Source organism: Belliella calami (assembly GCF_022549695.1).
Classification (GTDB): domain Bacteria; phylum Bacteroidota; class Bacteroidia; order Cytophagales; family Cyclobacteriaceae; genus Belliella; species Belliella calami.
This window is the reverse complement of the sequence record NZ_JAKZGS010000004.1, coordinates 323,160-340,936: the sequence shown is the minus strand read 5'-3', so window position 1 is coordinate 340,936 and position 17,777 is coordinate 323,160. Positions and strand designations below refer to the sequence as shown.

The window sequence follows — 17,777 nt, the reverse complement described above, 5'->3', positions numbered from 1 at the left end:
TTCAATTTAATAAATCAGTCAAATATTTTAATCACAAGATTTATAAGCGGTTGAAATGTTGGGTAAAACAGATTTCAGCTATTATTGTTGTTTCTCTTGAGATTGAATTATAGGAATTCGCTCTATTTCATAAATTATCTCTAAATTTATATGTAAATCAAAATTCAGAAAGATGAAAACCAACCAAAAATTAATACTCGCAGCAATCTTCCCAATACTCATGTGGAGCTGCGATTCCAAAACTACAAGTGAAGAAACAACAGAAGTAGAGGAAATAGAATCTATAGAACCCTCACTAACAGAGATTTGGCAGACACCTGCTGAGTTGATGACAAACGAATCAACATTGTTTGATTCCTCTACCGGAACTATCTATGTATCCAACATCGACGGTTCCCCAACAGAAAAAGATGGCAAAGGTTCTATCTCTATCATCAGCAAAGAAGGCGAAATACTTCAAAAAGAGTGGGTCTCTGGTATAGACTCTCCAAAAGGTATGGGAATCAGTAATGGAAAACTATATGTAACCAATATAGATGAGCTAGTAGAAATAGATATTGAAACTGCCAAGATCAGCAATAGATTTAAAATAGAAGGTGCAGAATTCCTAAATGATGTAGATACAGATGGTAACAAAGTGTATTTCTCTGATATGAATACTGGCAAAATTCATATGTTCCAAGATGGTGCGATCAGCACTTTTGCAGAAGGGCAGGAAAATATCAACGGACTGAGAGTTGGCTCAAATGGAGTTCTTTATGGATTGGATGGATCAGGATTGAAAAAATATAACAGTGATGGAAGCTTCGAAATGATCAATGAAGTAGTCACAGGTGGTGATGGTCTAGTGGTAATTGACGACAATACCTTCATTGCTAGCAGATGGCAAGGGGAAATATACCTAATCCAAGATGGGAAAGAATCCAAAATCCTTGATACTAAGGCAGAAGAGTCCAATACAGCTGATATAGATTATATTCCAGAAGATAACCTTGTGCTTGTTCCTACGTTCTTTAAGAACAAGGTAGTAGCGTATAAATTAACCTATTGAGGAGTAAACTCAAATTAGAAATCGAGTTTCCTGCATCGCATTTATCTATTTTGTTCTTATCTTTATAGAAGAATTGCCTAACCCAAATCTTAGATTTAAAAAATTTTTATAGTTTTTGGTAAGGTATTGAATCATCATATTATGAACAAGTCAAAAAATATCAATTACGAATTAGAAAAAAACATGGAAGTCATCAGTCAATTGGATGATTTCGTGGGTCATGCTGTGGACAATGTTCTGGTCGATCCAGATGATTGTTGGCAACCAACAGATTTTTTGCCGGATATGGCTAAGTTGGACGCATTCGATCAAGTCAAATTACTACAGGAAAGAGCAGCAGGAATTCCTGACACAGTAATCACTTCTTTGATTGGAAACATGATTACTGAAGAAGCACTTCCTAGTTATCAGACATATTTCAACTTATTGGAGGGCATCAATGAAGAGGGCAACTTACTAAGTCCATCCGGCTGGGTAAGATGGTCAAAGGCTTGGACTGCAGAAGAAAACCGTCATGGAGATCTTCTAAATAAGTACTTATACCTTTCTGGTCGAGCTGACATGAAAAAAGTAGAGCAGACTATTCATAGATTGATATACAATGGCTTTGATCCAAAATCAGAAAAAGATCCATTTCAAGCAATTATATATACATCATTCCAAGAGAGAGCTACAAAAGTATCTCATGTGAACACTGGAAAGCTTGCGGATAAAGCAGGTGATGATGTCTTGTCAAGAATTTGCAAAACTATAGCAGGAGATGAAGCTAGACATGAAAAAGCTTACAAAAGCTTTATGTCTGAAATCTTCAAGATAGATCCAAATGGGGCTATTTTAGCATTCGAAAAAATGATGAGAAAACAAATTGTGATGCCAGCAGTATTGATGGGACATGGAAGCTCCAACCCTACATTATTTGATCAATTCTCTGCCATCACCCAAAAAATTGGTGTCTACACAGGCTGGGATTATGCAAGGATTATTGATCATTTGGTAAAACTTTGGGATATAGAAAAATTGACGGGATTAAATGATGTAGCATCAAAAGCACAGGACTACTTGGCAAATTTAGCTGATAGATACATGCGTGTAGCTGATAGGATGAAAGCTCCTGACGAGGTTCAACTAGCTTGGCTAAAGTAAAAACAACTAAAAATCATAAGGCGCTGGAAATAATTCCAGCGCTTTTTTTTTGATTAACTGGAACAATTTATAAAGAATAAACATTTACATGTATATACACATAAATTCACTATGAAGACAATCAAAGCAATACATACAGCATCATACCATCCTATTGCAGATCTTATAACTTATAACCCACTCCCTTCAAGGGAGTTGAGGCAGATCGACCCATTTATTTTTCTCAATCATCATGGACACCAAACCTATCCAAAAAACAACAATGGACTTCCATTTGGACCTCATCCACATCGTGGAATGGAGACCGTAACTTTCATTCTTGAAGGTGATATTATGCACAAGGATTCTGGAGGGCATGAATCTGTGATCGAAAAAGGTGGAATTCAATGGATGACTGCAGGAAGCGGACTTATCCATGCAGAAGTAAGTTCTGAGCAATTCAAAAAAGAAGGGGGAGATCTGGAAATCCTCCAATTATGGGTCAATTTACCTGCAAAGCACAAAATGACTAAGCCTAAGTATAAAGGCTTACAAAAAGATGAAATCACACATTTTGATTTGGAAGACGGAAAAATCTCTGTTCAACTGATCTCAGGTGATTGGAATAGTCACAAAGGATCTTTTGAGACCATCAGCCCTCTGATGATGAGCACAGTTTACATGAAATCAGGAAGTACCTTTACAAAAACCATTCCTCAGGAAGAAAATGTATTTTTCTATGTGGTACGTGGCGAAGTACAAATACAAGGAGAAAGAATTCCTTACAGAAATCTTATCGAATTCAATAACGATGGAGATTCTTTAACCGTCAAAGCTTCACAAGATGCAGTAATTCTTTTGGGACATGCCAAGCCTTTCAATGAACCTTTGGTGGCGCAAGGCCCATTTGTCATGAATACGCAGCAAGAAATCATGCAAGCATACCAAGATTATCAAGCAGGGAAATTTGGGACTTGGGAGGACTAGTCCTAAATCAAAATTTATGAGGTTTTGGGTTTCCAAAACCTCTTTTGTTTTTTTATCTTTAATCATTTGAAGCTTAATCATCTCAATTATTCTAAGAAGTTTCAGGCTAATTTCCAGCTTGATAAAATCTTAAAATTTCACAAATCTTTCAATCTTCAATTTCTCAATTCACGTCGATAATGTCTTGAGAGATAAGTCTATAAAGTTCTGCAACTTGCTCGTTGTAGTTCAAAAACTGGAAGTGGTTGTCAAGAGTACCAAAATCACCTCTAATTGCAGGTCCTGTTTGTGCCCTCTTGGCACCGATTTCCAAAGTTTTGCTTATTGATTCTATGATCAAGGGTTTGAGCATTTCAAAATTCAAACCTTGCCTTGCCATAATTTCTTCAGACAATCTTATCATATGATTCGTAAAATTGCTTGCAAAAACTGCTGCTATGTGCAAAGCAAGCCGATCCTTTGACTTGACTATATAATTGTAGGGAGTTAGGCTTTTAGCCAATTTTTTCAACTTCTGCAAAGTCTCCTCATCCTCTGACTCCAACAAAAAAGGAACATCTACAAAATCAATTGCTCTCCCTTTGCTGAAAGTTTGCAAAGGATACATTACACCTGTGTAAGTAGCCGAGCTATAACCCAAAATACTTAAAGGAACTGTGCCTGATGTATGTACTAGGATGCTATTTTCTGGCAAGATAATCTCATCGGCAATATCTGAAATTGCGGAATCACTTACTGCCAAAATGAAAATTTCAGCTTTACTTTCAGAAAAGTCCAGCTCATCAACAGCCTCAGCCACATAGACTTTTTCTGTCAATTTCTCAGCATCTTCCAAGTTTCTACCATAGATTTCGGTGATGGTATGGCCGGCATTTTCCAAAGCAGGAATCAGATGATAGGCCACATTTCCTGTCCCTAATATTGCAATCTTAAACTTCATGAATGAAAGATAAAAAAATTATAACTTCGATACCACAGTTACGATTTTCCATTTATTAAATGATTCCTGAAGTTCATGGGATCGAGATTGAACTTGTGCAGTAAATCCGGCACACTCAAACAGTAATTAAAAGAAAATAGCTTTTTTCATATATGAAGGTTAAGTTTTAGAGCTTTTAAGGGTAAAGCTTCGTCATGGCTTATTTTGGGGGAAACTTCTCTCCACAATTTTTACAAAATTTTGCTTGGACGTCAGACTCTATGAATTTGCAATTTCCACAAGATCTAGCATTTGCCATGCTGATTTTATTTTTTGCATTAGCCATTTCAGCAGTGACTATACCTGTTGGCACAGCGATTATCCCATAACCCATCAGCATAATGAGTGAAGCCAAAAATTTACCAAAGGCTGTCAATGGCGTAATATCACCAAACCCAACGGTAGTTAAAGTTACAATCGCCCAATACATGGACATTGGAATGCTGGTGAAGCCACTCTCTGGACCCTCCACAATGTACATCAATGTACCCGCTATCAACACAATTGCCAATACGGATCCAATGAATATTTGGATTTTGGCTTTGCTTGCATTCAGTGCTTCTTTGAGAAACTCAGCTTCATTGAGATATCGCCCCAGTTTCAAAATCCTAATCACCCTCAACAACCTAAGCGATCGAATCACAACCAAAAACTGTGTATTCAAAAGAAACAAACTTAAGTAGGTAGGAACAATAGCAAAAAGATCTACTAAACCATAAAAACTGAGGACATAGCCAATTTTCCTTTTAGAAAGCCACAACCTGAGTAAGTATTCCAATGTGAAAAGTATGGTAAAAGTCCATTCCAAGACCGAAAAAAACTTGTGATACGCTACCCTAATCTCCCCTACTGAATCCAATACCACTACGATGATGCTTCCCAAGATCAAAACAAGAATGGTTACATCAAATGCTTTTGAAGCTTTGTCGTCATGTTCGAAAACGATATGGGCTAACCTTTTTTTACTTGGGATCAATGACATTTTTAGAAAGTGTTTATCGAAGTTAAGATTTGTTGACCTTTTTTCAGTTTATTTAAACAATAATTAATGTAGCTCTGGATTTTTCTGATGCAGTAGATGCCTAATTCATAAATATTAATCGGCTCTACGTTTATGAGCTTTCTCTTCCATTTCTCGCATTCCAAAAGGTTTTGTTCATTTGCATTCCCTTGTTTGGTTGTGTGTTAGGTATAATTATTTGGCACCTTTTAATCTTTTTTAGGCGGAAGTTGATTTTTGATGATTTTATCAAAATCACTTTCAAATAATCTATCCTGAATTATTCTATATTTTTCAAATTCACTTTCTGCGTGCGCTTTGGCAATTTCAGCAGTTACTTTGCCTGCATTTTGTAATATCTCTCTATCGGTAGCTTCTATAAATTTATTTAAACGACTTTCCCAATCTTCCATAGTCATAGGGATTTGACGGTTGGCCATATCTTCTGCAATATCTAAATATGCAGACACTAAACGTTGAAGCTGTTGCATTTCATTTTCGGATAAATAGTTTTTAGCCACGCTCACATCGAATTTTTGAATTTTACCTTTCGGAGCATCTTGCCAATTGGTTAATCCCATATTTTCTTTTTGGTGGTCTGCTCTTTTTATAATTACTTCTGCCGCTGTTTGGCCGTGTATTGCCCAATGCAGTTTGTTTTGTACGTTTGCAAAAAAACGTTTGGTTGCTTGCGCACTCAAGTCATAGTCAATAGCTGTTGCATAAATATCTGTTATCTTTTGATAAAACTTCCTTTCGCTCAAACGGATTTCCCTGATGCGTTGCAGCTGTTCTTCAAAGTATTTTTTGCCGAGAATAGTGCCGTCATTTTTTAGACGCTCATCATCCATTGCAAAACCTTTTATTGTAAACTCCTGAACTATTTGTGTAGCCCATTTGCGAAATAGTACAGCACGTTCAGAGTTTACTTTATACCCAACAGCAATAATGGCTGAAAGGCTATAGTGCTTTGTGTCATAGCTTTTGCCATCTCTGGCAGTTACTCGAAAATTTCGAATAACTGCGCTTTCCTCCAATTCACTGTCATAAAAAATCCTTTTGAGGTGATAATTCACAGTATGAGTTTCTACATTATAAAGCGTACCCATCATTTTTTGTGATAGCCAAATATTTTCATCTGCATAAATAGCTTCAACTCCTCCTTCTCCAGTAGCTGCAATAAAAGTTAGGTATTCAGCTGAAGAAGAACGGATTATCTCCTTTGACTCCGATTTCTTGTTTTCCTTCCTGCTCATTTTTCTTCATTTTTTCAATTTCGCAAACAGCGTAACTTTCTGCAACATCTCCTCATACTCCAAACGCTCGGTACCATTTTAAAAAGGTTGCAAATGGTAATTTCGCTATTCAACATACATGTTAATTCTATCCAATGTCAACCGATACATTTTCACCCTTCAAATTAGCCCTCAATTTTTTAATTTTCTCAGAAAACTACACATATTAAAATATAAACAATAATCCAGTTTATCAGAAAAGAACAAATTAATTCAAGGCCTTTATAAAAATAGCCATACAGTTTAGTAATTTAGCCTTATGGTGTACAACTGGAAGATCAGGGAAAAGGCGGATATAGAAAATGTAGTTTCTTTAAGTAGTGAAATCAATGTCAATGAAACTTTGGCCAATATGCTGGTCAACAGGGGTATCAATACTTTTCAGAAAGCAAAAGACTATTTTCGCCCAGATTTGGATAAGCTCCATGACCCTTATTTGATGAAGGATATGGACAAAGCAGTGGATCGATTGATCCATGCAATCGCTGCTGAGGAAAAGATTTTGATCTATGGAGACTATGATGTAGATGGTACTACTTCCGTAGCTTTGGTTTACGGATATTTGAGTCAATTTTACCAGCATTTGGAGTTTTACATCCCAGATCGGTACAAAGAAGGATATGGCATTTCGGAGCGTGGGGTAAGATATGCTGCAGAAGAGAATTTCAAATTGGTCATCTCATTGGATTGTGGTATCAAAGCCATTGAAAAAGTCAAGTTGGCCAAGGAGCTTGGGGTAGATTTTATCATTTGTGATCACCATACACCGGGAGAAGAGTTGCCACCTGCCGTGGCAATTTTAGATCCAAAAAGATTGGATTGCAACTATCCATACAAGGAGTTGAGCGGATGTGGTGTTGGATTCAAATTGATCCAGGGTTATGCAATGAAAACAAATAAAGATGCTTCCAAAGTGACTGCATACCTAGATTTGTTGGCCATCAGTATTGCGGCAGACATCGTTCCTATCACGGGGGAAAATAGAATCTTGGCATTTTATGGAATAGAAAGGTTGAACAACAACCCACGACCTGGCATCAAGGCATTGATGTTGAAAAGTAATTTGGTCGAAAAAGAGATTGATATATCGGATATTGTATTCAAAATTGGGCCTAGGATCAACGCCTCAGGAAGATTGGAGCATGCAAAAGCCTCTGTGGAATTGTTGATCTCAAAAGATCTAGACGATGCTATGCGAAGGGCAGAAATCGTGGATACTGTCAATGCAGCAAGGAAAAATTTTGATGAAAACATCACTAGGGAAGCCCTCCAGATGATTGAAGAAAGGGATGTTGTCCAGCAGATGAAATCGACAGTTCTATTTAAAGAAGATTGGCACAAAGGCGTCATCGGAATCGTGGCTTCACGCTGTATAGAAAAATACTACCGACCTACAATCATCCTTACCGAATCCAACAACAAAGCTACAGGAAGCGCAAGGTCTGTTTATGACTTCAATATATATGAAGCTATCAGCGAATGTAGTGACTTGCTAGAGCAATTCGGTGGGCATAAATATGCTGCCGGGCTAACAATGTCAGTCGCAAATGTGGCAGCTTTTCAAGAAAAATTCGAAAGAGTAGTCAGTTCAAGAATTCAAGATGTACATTTGATGCCAGTATTGGAGGTGGATGATGAAATCCTGCTGGATCAGATCAATTATAAATTTTACAATATCCTCAAGCAGATGGCTCCTTTTGGACCGGGGAATCCAGAGCCCATTTTCTACGCCAATCAAGTATATGCAGAAGATGTCAGGATCCTTAAGGAAAAACATCTTCGCTTCAATGTCGTACAGAATGGACAGGTAACCAAACCCGTTTGTATTGCATTTGGAATGGCAGACAGAACCAAATACGAAGATGAAATCGTTTACAAGATGCTCAAACAGAAAATGAGGTTTGACCTTGCATTTGAAATTAGAGAAAATACTTTCAGGAACAATAGTAGCTTGCAACTGTACGTCAAAGACATAAAATTCGATTGATATGATGATTCTAAAGGCAGATAACCTTGTCAAAATCTATAAGAGCAGAAAAGTGGTAAATGACATTTCTGTGGAAGTAAAACAAGGTGAGATAGTTGGGTTACTTGGACCAAATGGAGCTGGCAAGACCACGTCTTTTTATATGATAGTTGGATTGATCCAGCCTAACGAAGGTCAGATTTTTTTGGATGATAAAAATATAACTTCCCTTCCCATGTACAAGCGAGCACAATTGGGAATAGGATATCTTGCCCAAGAAGCATCTGTATTTCGGAAGCTTTCTGTAGAAGAAAACATCATGGCGGTATTGGAGATGACCAAAATGAAAAAAGCTGACCGAAAGGAAAAAGTCGAAAGTCTTCTGGAAGAATTTTCATTGACACATGTTAGAAAAAATCTTGGAATGGTACTATCAGGTGGTGAAAGAAGAAGAACCGAAATCGCCCGGGCATTGGCAGTTGATCCTAAATTTGTATTGCTAGATGAGCCTTTCGCTGGGGTAGATCCTATAGCGGTAGAAGAAATTCAGACTATAGTAGCCAAATTGAAAAACAAAAATATTGGAATCCTTATCACAGATCATAATGTGAATGAAACCCTTTCTATCACAGATAGAGCATACTTAATGTTTGAGGGCAAATTACTAAAAGCAGGTTCAGCAGAAGAGTTGGCAGCAGATGAACAGGTAAGGAGAGTGTATTTAGGGCAAAATTTTGAATTGAAACGTAAAGTGTTTAATTGATGGAAGTGGTCAATACTTTTATGACTTGGATTTTTAAAAATCGAATTGGTCAAATCAAAAATTTCATGGAAAATCCGATAGATACTCAGGAAGAAATTCTTTTTGAACTAATCGATGACGCCAAAAGAACTGATTTTGGAAAAAAACATCATTTTTCCAAAATCAAAGACTACAAAGACTTTGCTTCAAAAGTCCCAATTCATGATTATGAAGAAATGAAACCCTATATAGAAAAGACTATGAAGGGATCACAAAACGTAATTTGGAATACCGAAATCGAATGGTTTTCTAAGTCCTCCGGAACAACTTCCAGTAGAAGCAAATATATCCCAGTCTCACAAGAATCTTTGGAAGAATGCCATTTCAAGGGAGGCAAAGACATGATCTCTCTTTATGTCAATAATTATCCTGACAGCAAGTTGTTTTCAGGTAAAGCATTGACGATCGGAGGAAGCTTAGCCCCAAACCCAATATCTCCCAACCTTTCCAGCAAAGTAGGAGACATCTCTGCGGTGATTACGCAAAACCTTCCTATTTGGGTACAGATGGCCAGAACACCAAGCCTTGACATTGCTTTGATGGAAGAATGGGAAGCGAAAATAGATCGGATGGCTAGAGAAGTCATGCATGAAAATGTCACTAGCATTTCAGGAGTTCCAACTTGGACCATTGTGCTTTTGCAGCGGGTTTTAGAATTGAAAAATGCCAAAAACATTCTAGAAGTATGGCCAAACCTGGAAGTTTTTTTTCATGGAGCCGTTGCTTTTGGCCCGTACAGAAGTCTGTTCAAAGAATTGATTCCTTCCGAAAAAATGCACTACATGGAGACTTACAATGCCTCAGAAGGTTTTTTTGGGATACAAGACCAAAAAGATTCAGAGGAGCTTTTGCTCATGCTAGATTATGGCATCTTCTATGAATTCATTCCTATGGATGAATGGGATGAATCTCAACCAAAAGTAGTCCCTCTTTGTGAGGTAGAAGTCGGTAAAAACTACGCCATTTTGATTTCAACAAATGCAGGACTTTGGAGATACAAGATTGGCGATACAGTCAAATTCACTAGTACTTTCCCATACAGAATCAAAATTTCCGGCAGGACCAAGCATTTTATAAATGCTTTCGGTGAAGAGGTGATCGTAGAAAATGCTGAAAAAGCTATTCAGATGGCTGCAGACAAAACCCATGCAAGCATTATCAACTTTACAGCTGCACCAGTTTATTTCAATGATTCAAAATCAAAAGGTGCACATGAATGGATCGTCGAGTTCAAGACTTTGCCAAATGATCCCGAGTTATTTAAAACCACACTCGACAAATCATTGAGAGAAATCAATTCCGACTATGATGCCAAGCGGTATAAAGATTTGGCATTGACAGAACCGAAGATTCATTTGGTATCCGAAGGTTTGTTTGAGTCTTGGATGCGATCCCGTGGCAAGCTGGGCGGCCAAAACAAAGTCCCAAGATTATCCAATACAAGGGAATATATTGATGAGATTTTGAAATTGGTCTAAAAAATTATTACAAATCCGTAGATTTTACTTTCGAAGCAATGACTGCAGGTCTGTAGGAAGCCACAAAGGTGATCGTAATCACTGCAATGCTTGTCCATAGAAAGTCAGTCCAAATCATTTTGACAGGATAGCTATCAATTACCGATGAGCTGATTCCCAAGGATACAATCCCAAAAGTGGATTGTACCAAGCAGACCAAATACCCTAAAACCAAGCCAATGATAGCACCTGAAAACGCAATTATTGCACCTTGCTTCATATAGATTTTTTTGATCAAATCAGTTTTGGCACCCATCGCTATGAGCACGGCAGTATCTTTTTTCTTTTCTATAGCCATCATCGAAAGGGAAAAGAAAATATTAAAAGAAGCTACTGCCAAAATGAAGCTAAGAGTAATGAAGACAAATAGTTTTTCGATTTTGATGGTTCGGAGCAATCCTGCATGCTGTTCATCCGTGTCTTTTACAGAAAAATCCTGTCCTAGGACTGTTTTAAGATTGTTTTTCACGGTAGAGATTCTATAACCTTCATGAACTTTTATTTCAATAGAAGTTAGTTTTTGTCCATAACTCAACAAATCCCTTACAAATCCTATTGGAGCAATGATATAATTGTCATCAAACTCTTTTTCGATGCTAAAAAATGCAGCAGGCTTGATCACATTTCTAGCGTAAAGCTGTCTTGGGTCTAAGGTACCCGCATTTCGAGGAGCTTTGGGATAAAAGACTTGGAGCAGCTCAAACTCATTTTCAATATCAATAGAAAGGTAAAAACCCACTCCCCTTCCAATGATAGCCTTCGGTTGGGAATCAGTCCCAAGCTCTAGATTTCCCCACACATACCCTTCTTCAAATCTTCCCTGATCCAAATAATTTTCTGAAACTCCCTTTAGCCTAGCAAGATGCTGGTAATCTTTATATTTGAAAAGTGCATTGTCTTCAATTACTTCTGTAACTACTTCTACACCTTCTGTATTTGTGATTTTAGAAATAAAATCCTCATCATAAAGAAAGGATTTTCCCTGAACAGCCTCTATCTTCAATTCAGCGTCAAAAGAAGCATATAATCCTCTTACCAAATCTTCCAAACCATTGAATACAGAAAGCACAATGACAAGCGCCATCGTGCCTATCGCGACTCCTACCATGGAGATCCGAGACAAAATCGTGATAAAGTTCCGCTTCTTTTTACTGCGGAAATATCTGGCTGCTATGAAATAGGAGAGGTTCAAAGAAATGGCTATTTGAAATTAATCTTCATCTTCCTCATCTTCATCCGATGCTTCCGGAATATCCAATGAAGAAATCACTTTGTCCATATGCTGCGCATATGAAGCTGATTCATCCATAAAAAATGCCAATTCAGGAATAATTCGAACACTTTTCCCAATTCTATTGCCAAGATATTTACGAATTTCCTTTTTATGGTCGTTTATTTTCTCAAACAAGTCTTGGTTATTTGCCAATAGCAAGCTGAGATTGATTTTTGCAACACTCAAATCTGGGCTCATAATAACCCTTACAACAGTGACCATCGCATTACCAACGAGCAACTTAGCTTCTTTTTGGAAAATCTCACCAAGTTCCTTTTGAATCAGTTTAGAATATTTTTGTTGTCTTTTACTTTCCATATCAATAATAGTTGGTACAAATTTAGTGAATTAAATGAGTAACCTTTAATTTCGTGGGTCATGAATGTCACACCTTTTAACATCAAATAGATTTTGCTCAGTTTTTTTAAAATAAACGATCCTTTTCGAATGATTGGGGTCTTGCTCATACTTATTGTTTTGAGTGGAATTTACTATTGGGTATTACAAGCCCCAATGACACAGCCAGAGCTTATTTGGATGCTTGCTGGTGAGCGTTTGTCTAGTGGATTTCATATGTACCAAGACGTAGTAGATGACACAGGACCCCTCTCTGCTGGCGTATATTGGATTATTCATTTAGTTTTTGGCAAGAACATACTTATGTATAAACTGATTGCGGCTTTGATTATTTTATTTCAGGTAGCCTACGTCAATACACTATTTATTCAATACAGATCATTTGAAGAGAATACATACATACCAGCCGTCGTAATGATTGTACTCTTCCATCTTTCATTTGATTTCTTGACGATTTCCCCTTCATTGATGGGAGGGACATTTATAGTTTTGGCTCTTGGCCAACTTTTTTCACAGACAGTATTGCAGAAAGAAGGTTCAGATTCAGTCCTATTGGTAGGCGTATTTGGAGGTATTGCGACATGTTTTCATTTTCCTTTGGTAATTTTCTTGCCATTCCTAATAGTATCAGGAATTGTAGTCAGCGGATTTTCCTTCAATCAATTTGTACTTTCTTTGGTGGGATACTTGTTGCCAATAGCTTTGTGTACTTTATACTACTTTTGGATGGACGCTTTGCCTGAGTTTATATTTGAATATTTTTTTGCCACTCGAATTATTGATGTCTATCCACATGTCAGTCTGAAGGACATACTGGTTCTTTTTGCTTTACCTATTTTTCTTAGTTTGACTGGTTATTTTGTCGGAATATGGTTCAAAATGATCACTGTCAATCAGCAAAAGCAAAGGCAGTTAATCATTATATTTCTTATATTCGCCGTCTTTTCAATATTCTTGACAAATAGAAGAACTCCATACCAATGGATTATATTGATACCAGCTTTAACCTATTTTATCAGTCAAATATTTATTTACCTTACGCAGGCAAAAATATTAAATACTTTTGCAGTTATCTTGTTTTTGGGCGTCCCTTTAGTAGGCTACACATGGTTGGCTTATCAAAAAAGTTCAGGAAAGCTTGATAACTACGCTATTGTCCACCAAACCAAACATGAATTTACTAGAGGAAAAAGAATATTAGTTCTTGGAGATGATATCGCTTATTATAAAAAAGCAAGTCTGGCCACATCTTACCTAAACAGTAAATTGTCCAATAGAATCCTGAAAGATTTTGACGATTATGCTGACATGGCCATGGTCTATCAGGAGTTTTTGCTTGAGAGGCCTGAGGTGATTATTGATGAAGAAAGTGTGTTCGAAAATCTAATTCAAAGAATCCCACAGCTGGAAAAACTATACCAAAAAACGGAACCTCATATATACCTTCTCAAGTAAAAGAAGACAGAACATCATGGAATCTATCAGTTCATTTCAAAAGATGAAATTTAATTTTACTTCAGTAGAGCCTAAACAATAAAATACTTAAATATTTTTAACTATAAGAGTATCCGCAATGTTGCACGTTGGCTAAGAAGCGGTTTTTGTGTTGTGGATTCTCGGCAACGGACAACTATGAACAGTCAACAGAACCTCAAATCGTTCATCAAACATTCTATTGATTGTCTAGGTGCAAAAAAGCGGATACACATATTTAATAATCTCATTTACAGATGATTATCCACAAATCTTTAATTTAAATTTTATCCATAAATAACTGACAATCAAGACCTTAAACACAATCAAAACCTAAGTGTGGATAACTTTAGTAAATTGTGGATAAAAAACACTTGTTTTTTTACTTGTTTGATTAGAGCTGTATAGGAGGGATTTTTCTGTATTTACCAAATCAAAAATAATCAGTTTTCCCAGATCCAAGAGTCATTATAGTCATAGTCAATATAAATGATCTGGAAAATTGTAATCAGCTGATTTAGCTTGAGGCCACTTCAGTAAACATCATTTGGTAAAGAAAAATTATGAAGTCAACCAGAAACCAAGAGAGATCTCCCAAAGGGAAATAACTCTCTTGGATTAGCTTAATTGGTTAGACAGCTTTTGCAGCATCCATTTGATCTATGATATCTCCATAATCCAACTTGTCCCAATTTTGAGTTATCAAAGGGCTTGACATAACCTTATCCATAATTGCCTCCTGTAATTTTCCTTGGGCATAAGCCTCTGAGTAAGGCATATCAGAAAAAGTAACCATCGTATAAAGAGGCACCCAATCATTCGGGTACAATGCATGCAGTTTTGCCTCAATTTTCTTCCTTAAAAGAAATTTAGGATCCGAAACAGCATCTCTCATTTCTACAAAATTTTCCATTGCCAATTGACAAATAGCATCTGTATCTGGCTTCCTCATTTTCTGGAATTTTGCAAAAATCAAATCCCAAGCAGTCGTTCCAAACTTATCAATCAAGCTATCCAAAATAAAACAATCTTCAAAACCACAGTTCATTCCTTGACCATAAAATGGAACCATTGCATGGGAAGCATCACCTATTAGCAAGGCCCTATCTTGAACCCAAGGAAAACACTCAATATTGATCAATGCTGAGGTTGGGTTGTTAAAATATTGCTCAGTCAAATTTGGCATTAACTTGTAGGCATCATCAAAATGTGTTTTGAAAACACTTTTGATATCTACCTCATCATTGATTTTGTCAAAACATACTTTTGTCCCTTCAAAAGGCAAGAACAAAGTACATGTAAATGATTTGTCAGGATTTGGTAGAGCAATCAGCATAAATTTCCCTCTCGGCCAAATATGAAGTGCATTTGGATCCATGGCAAACTCCCCTTCTGCTGTAGCCGGAATAGTCAATTCTTTGTAGCCGTGGGAAATATACTCTTGCTTATAATTGAACCTAGCTTGCTTTTGCATAGCCATCCTTAGCGAGCTATAAGCACCATCAGCTCCTATGATTACATTAGAGTGAAGCTGACTTCTTTCTTCTCCAACAGTAAAATGTAGCTCACCTTTGCCAATATTGACATGGTCACACCTGTGTCCAAAATTGAGCTTTACACCTTCTTTTTCAGCTTCATCAATCAGGACCCTATTGAACCTGCCTCTGGAAATAGAATATATTGCTTGATCGTCTTTTCCGTATGGGATAAATGTAGTTTTTCCATGTTCGTCATGAACTCTCCTTCCATACATCGGAATGGCAAGGGGCATGATTTTGTCTTTTAGACCTATTTTTTCCAAAGCACGCCAACCACGGTCGCTTAGCGCCATGTTGATCGATCGGCCTTCCTCTTTATATTGTGAATTTCTGTTGTCTAGTCTTTTTTCAAAAATAGAAACATCAAGTCCTCTTTTTTTCAAATAAATGCTCAAAAGAGACCCAATCAATCCGGCTCCTAAGATGCTAATTTCATTTTTTTCCATCACTTCCAATTCAATACCCTTATTTTTATGCAAACTTTCGGAGAGATTGTTCCAGGACTTGGGCAAACCTGAATACATCCATGAAGCTATTATAAAGTGGTGTAGGAGCTATTCTGATCACGTTTGGATTTCTCCAATCACCAACTATTCCATTTTGATAAAATTCATCAAAAACAGCTTTGCCTCCTTTATGAACGAGCAAAGATAACTGACAGCCTCTTTCGTTTTCGTTTTTCGGTGTTATTATTTCAATTACCCCACTATCTCCGTTTATTTTATGAATTAAAAACTCCAAATAACCTGTTAAAGTTTCGCTTTTCTTCCTTAAGTTCTTAATTCCAGCTTCCATAAATATTTCCAAAGAAGCCTGGTGTGCTGCCAATGCCAATACATTTGAATTTGCCAATTGCCAGCCATCAGCTCCAAACATGGGCACAAAGCCTTTCTCCATCTTAAATCGCTGACCTTCATCATGTCCCCACCAACCTGCAAATCGAGGCAATTCTGGCTTTTCTGCATGTTTTTCATGTACAAATATTCCGGAAACATTCCCAGGTCCAGAATTCATGTATTTGTAACTACACCATGTAGCAAAGTCAACTTGCCAATCATGAAGACCCAATTGGGCATTGCCTGCGGCATGCGCCAAATCAAACCCAACATAAGCACCTACTTTATGGGCAGCTTCGACTATAGCTTTCATATCAAAAAGCTGTCCAGTGTAATATTGTAATCCAGCCATCATCACCAATGCTAACTGATCTCCATGTTCCTGAATCGTTTGTAAAATATCCTCAGTCCTCAGCGTATGCTCTCCTGCCCTTGGTGCGATTTCTACAATTACTTCATCAGGATCTAAGCCATGAAATTTGACTTGGGTTTCCAGCATATACATATCAGAAGGAAAAGCCCCAGCTTCGGTAATTATCTTGTACCTCTCTGCTGTAGGCTGATAAAATGAAACCATCAAAAAATGAAGGTTGGATGTCAAATTATTCATTGCCACAACTTCATGTTCGTGGGCTCCTACAATCTCTGCCAGTGCTGGTTTTGATTTTTTGCGAATATGATACCAAGCGTCTTCACCATGAAAATGTCCATCAACAGCCATGTTTGCCCAGTTGTCAAGCTCTTTTTGGATATAAGCTTGGGTGGCTTTTGGCTGAATCCCGAGGGAATTTCCACAAAAATAAATGGCCTCATTTCCGTTTACCTTTGGAAAAATAAATTTAGATCGAAAATCTCTTAATGGATCTTCCGCATCCATTTTTTCCGCAAAATCTATACTGAACTCAAAGTTGACTTGGTTTGACATTATATTTTCTATTTGGGTAATTTTTGATTTAAATTAGAAAACTGAGGCCTATTTTTTCATGACCGTTCCACAGCTTTTGCACTTGGTGTTTTCAGGATTTGACCAAAAACGTTCCATAATCGGTGGAAGTTGATTGACAATGTCAGTGACTTCTGCATACTCTTCATAGAGCTTTTCACCACAATTTTCACAATGCCAAATAAAGCCATCCTTCTCACCCTTTCTTCTATATCTTTCAAAGACCAAACCAATCGTATTTGCCGGTCTCCTTGGACTGTGGGGAGTTCGAGGTGGCAATAAGAAGATTTCACCTTCCTTAATTTCTATATCTTTTGGCTTTCCTTCTTCTACTATCTTTAGTGTGATGTCTCCTTCGACTTGAAAGAAAAATTCTTCCCCTTCATTGTAATGATAATCCTTTCTTGAATTTGGCCCACCGACCACCATCACGATAAAGTCTTCATTCTCTTTATAGATTTGCTGATTTCCGATTGGAGGTTTGAGGAGATGTCGGTTTTCATCTATCCATTTGGTGAAGTTTATAGGCTTGGAGATAGGCATGTTGCTGTCAGTTGGAAATTAAATATTTGATTTATTCACTGTAATAAATGACTAAACTTATGAGCTAAGCAATGTTAATCTGGAACTCGCTATTT

Annotated in this window: 15 protein-coding genes; 7 read left to right on the top strand and 8 right to left on the bottom strand. The window is 37.2% G+C overall.

What is annotated here, in order from left to right:
* The first annotated feature begins 172 nt into the window (after positions 1-172).
* The 3 genes from MM236_RS08145 to MM236_RS08135 all read left to right on the top strand — a co-directional run bounded on the left by MM236_RS08145 (position 173) and on the right by MM236_RS08135 (position 3,160).
* Positions 173-1,051, top strand: a complete 879-nt coding sequence (locus tag MM236_RS08145; protein WP_241274466.1) for a YncE family protein — start codon at positions 173-175, stop codon at positions 1,049-1,051.
* Between the two features lie 141 nt (positions 1,052-1,192).
* A complete protein-coding gene (locus MM236_RS08140; RefSeq protein WP_241274465.1) occupies positions 1,193-2,194 on the top strand; it encodes an acyl-ACP desaturase in 1,002 nt (333 codons plus the stop codon).
* 111 nt (positions 2,195-2,305) lie between these two features.
* Entirely contained in the window at positions 2,306-3,160 is an 855-nt protein-coding gene (locus tag MM236_RS08135; RefSeq protein WP_241274464.1) for a pirin family protein, read from the top strand.
* 163 nt (positions 3,161-3,323) lie between these two features.
* On the opposite strand, the gene MM236_RS08130 is transcribed toward MM236_RS08135, so the two are convergent.
* The 3 genes from MM236_RS08130 to MM236_RS08120 form a co-directional block, all read right to left on the bottom strand.
* The gene (locus MM236_RS08130; RefSeq protein ID WP_241274463.1) at positions 3,324-4,100 is read right to left on the bottom strand and encodes a Rossmann-like and DUF2520 domain-containing protein; all 777 of its coding nucleotides are present in this window, start codon (positions 4,098-4,100) and stop codon (positions 3,324-3,326) included.
* A 199-nt stretch (positions 4,101-4,299) separates the two neighbouring features.
* The gene (locus MM236_RS08125) at positions 4,300-5,121 is read right to left on the bottom strand and encodes an ion transporter (RefSeq protein ID WP_241274462.1); all 822 of its coding nucleotides are present in this window, start codon (positions 5,119-5,121) and stop codon (positions 4,300-4,302) included.
* Positions 5,122-5,348: 227 nt separating this feature from the next.
* Entirely contained in the window at positions 5,349-6,395 is a 1,047-nt protein-coding gene (locus MM236_RS08120) for a virulence RhuM family protein (protein ID WP_241274461.1), read from the bottom strand.
* Between the two features lie 298 nt (positions 6,396-6,693).
* Here MM236_RS08120 and recJ point away from each other — a divergent pair, with 298 nt between their 5' ends.
* The 3 genes from recJ to MM236_RS08105 are packed head-to-tail and all read left to right on the top strand — an operon-like array spanning position 6,694 to position 10,680.
* Positions 6,694-8,421 carry a single-stranded-DNA-specific exonuclease RecJ gene (recJ, locus tag MM236_RS08115; protein ID WP_241274460.1) on the top strand — a complete coding sequence of 576 codons (1,728 nt, stop codon included), beginning with the start codon at positions 6,694-6,696 and terminating at the stop codon, positions 8,419-8,421.
* 4 nt (positions 8,422-8,425) lie between these two features.
* The gene (lptB, locus tag MM236_RS08110) at positions 8,426-9,163 is read left to right on the top strand and encodes an LPS export ABC transporter ATP-binding protein (protein ID WP_241274518.1); all 738 of its coding nucleotides are present in this window, start codon (positions 8,426-8,428) and stop codon (positions 9,161-9,163) included.
* Positions 9,163-10,680 (top strand): GH3 auxin-responsive promoter family protein, encoded by a 1,518-nt coding sequence (locus MM236_RS08105; RefSeq protein ID WP_241274459.1) that lies wholly within the window; start codon positions 9,163-9,165, stop codon positions 10,678-10,680. Before lptB ends, MM236_RS08105 begins: the two co-directional genes overlap by 1 nt.
* 7 nt (positions 10,681-10,687) lie before the next feature.
* Here MM236_RS08105 and MM236_RS08100 read toward each other — a convergent pair whose 3' ends face one another.
* Both MM236_RS08100 and rbfA read right to left on the bottom strand, forming a co-directional pair.
* Positions 10,688-11,911 (bottom strand): FtsX-like permease family protein, encoded by a 1,224-nt coding sequence (locus MM236_RS08100; RefSeq protein WP_241274458.1) that lies wholly within the window; start codon positions 11,909-11,911, stop codon positions 10,688-10,690.
* An 18-nt stretch (positions 11,912-11,929) separates the two neighbouring features.
* Positions 11,930-12,310, bottom strand: coding sequence for a 30S ribosome-binding factor RbfA (gene rbfA / locus MM236_RS08095; protein ID WP_241274457.1), 381 nt, complete (start codon positions 12,308-12,310; stop codon positions 11,930-11,932).
* 159 nt (positions 12,311-12,469) lie between these two features.
* Between rbfA and MM236_RS08090 the strand changes: the two genes are divergently transcribed.
* Positions 12,470-13,804, top strand: a complete 1,335-nt coding sequence (locus MM236_RS08090; protein WP_241274456.1) for a hypothetical protein — start codon at positions 12,470-12,472, stop codon at positions 13,802-13,804.
* A 649-nt stretch (positions 13,805-14,453) separates the two neighbouring features.
* Here the strand turns inward: MM236_RS08090 and MM236_RS08085 are convergent.
* Genes MM236_RS08085 through MM236_RS08075 form a run of 3 tightly spaced genes read right to left on the bottom strand, consistent with a single transcriptional unit; the run spans position 14,454 to position 17,682 of the window.
* Positions 14,454-15,806 carry an FAD-dependent oxidoreductase gene (locus MM236_RS08085; RefSeq protein WP_241274517.1) on the bottom strand — a complete coding sequence of 451 codons (1,353 nt, stop codon included), beginning with the start codon at positions 15,804-15,806 and terminating at the stop codon, positions 14,454-14,456.
* 25 nt (positions 15,807-15,831) lie between these two features.
* Entirely contained in the window at positions 15,832-17,121 is a 1,290-nt protein-coding gene (gene kynU, locus MM236_RS08080) for a kynureninase (protein WP_241274455.1), read from the bottom strand.
* A 48-nt stretch (positions 17,122-17,169) separates the two neighbouring features.
* On the bottom strand, positions 17,170-17,682 hold the full coding sequence (locus tag MM236_RS08075) for a 3-hydroxyanthranilate 3,4-dioxygenase (RefSeq protein ID WP_241274454.1): 513 nt from the start codon (positions 17,680-17,682) through the stop codon (positions 17,170-17,172).
* Between the last annotated feature and the right edge of the window lie 95 nt (positions 17,683-17,777).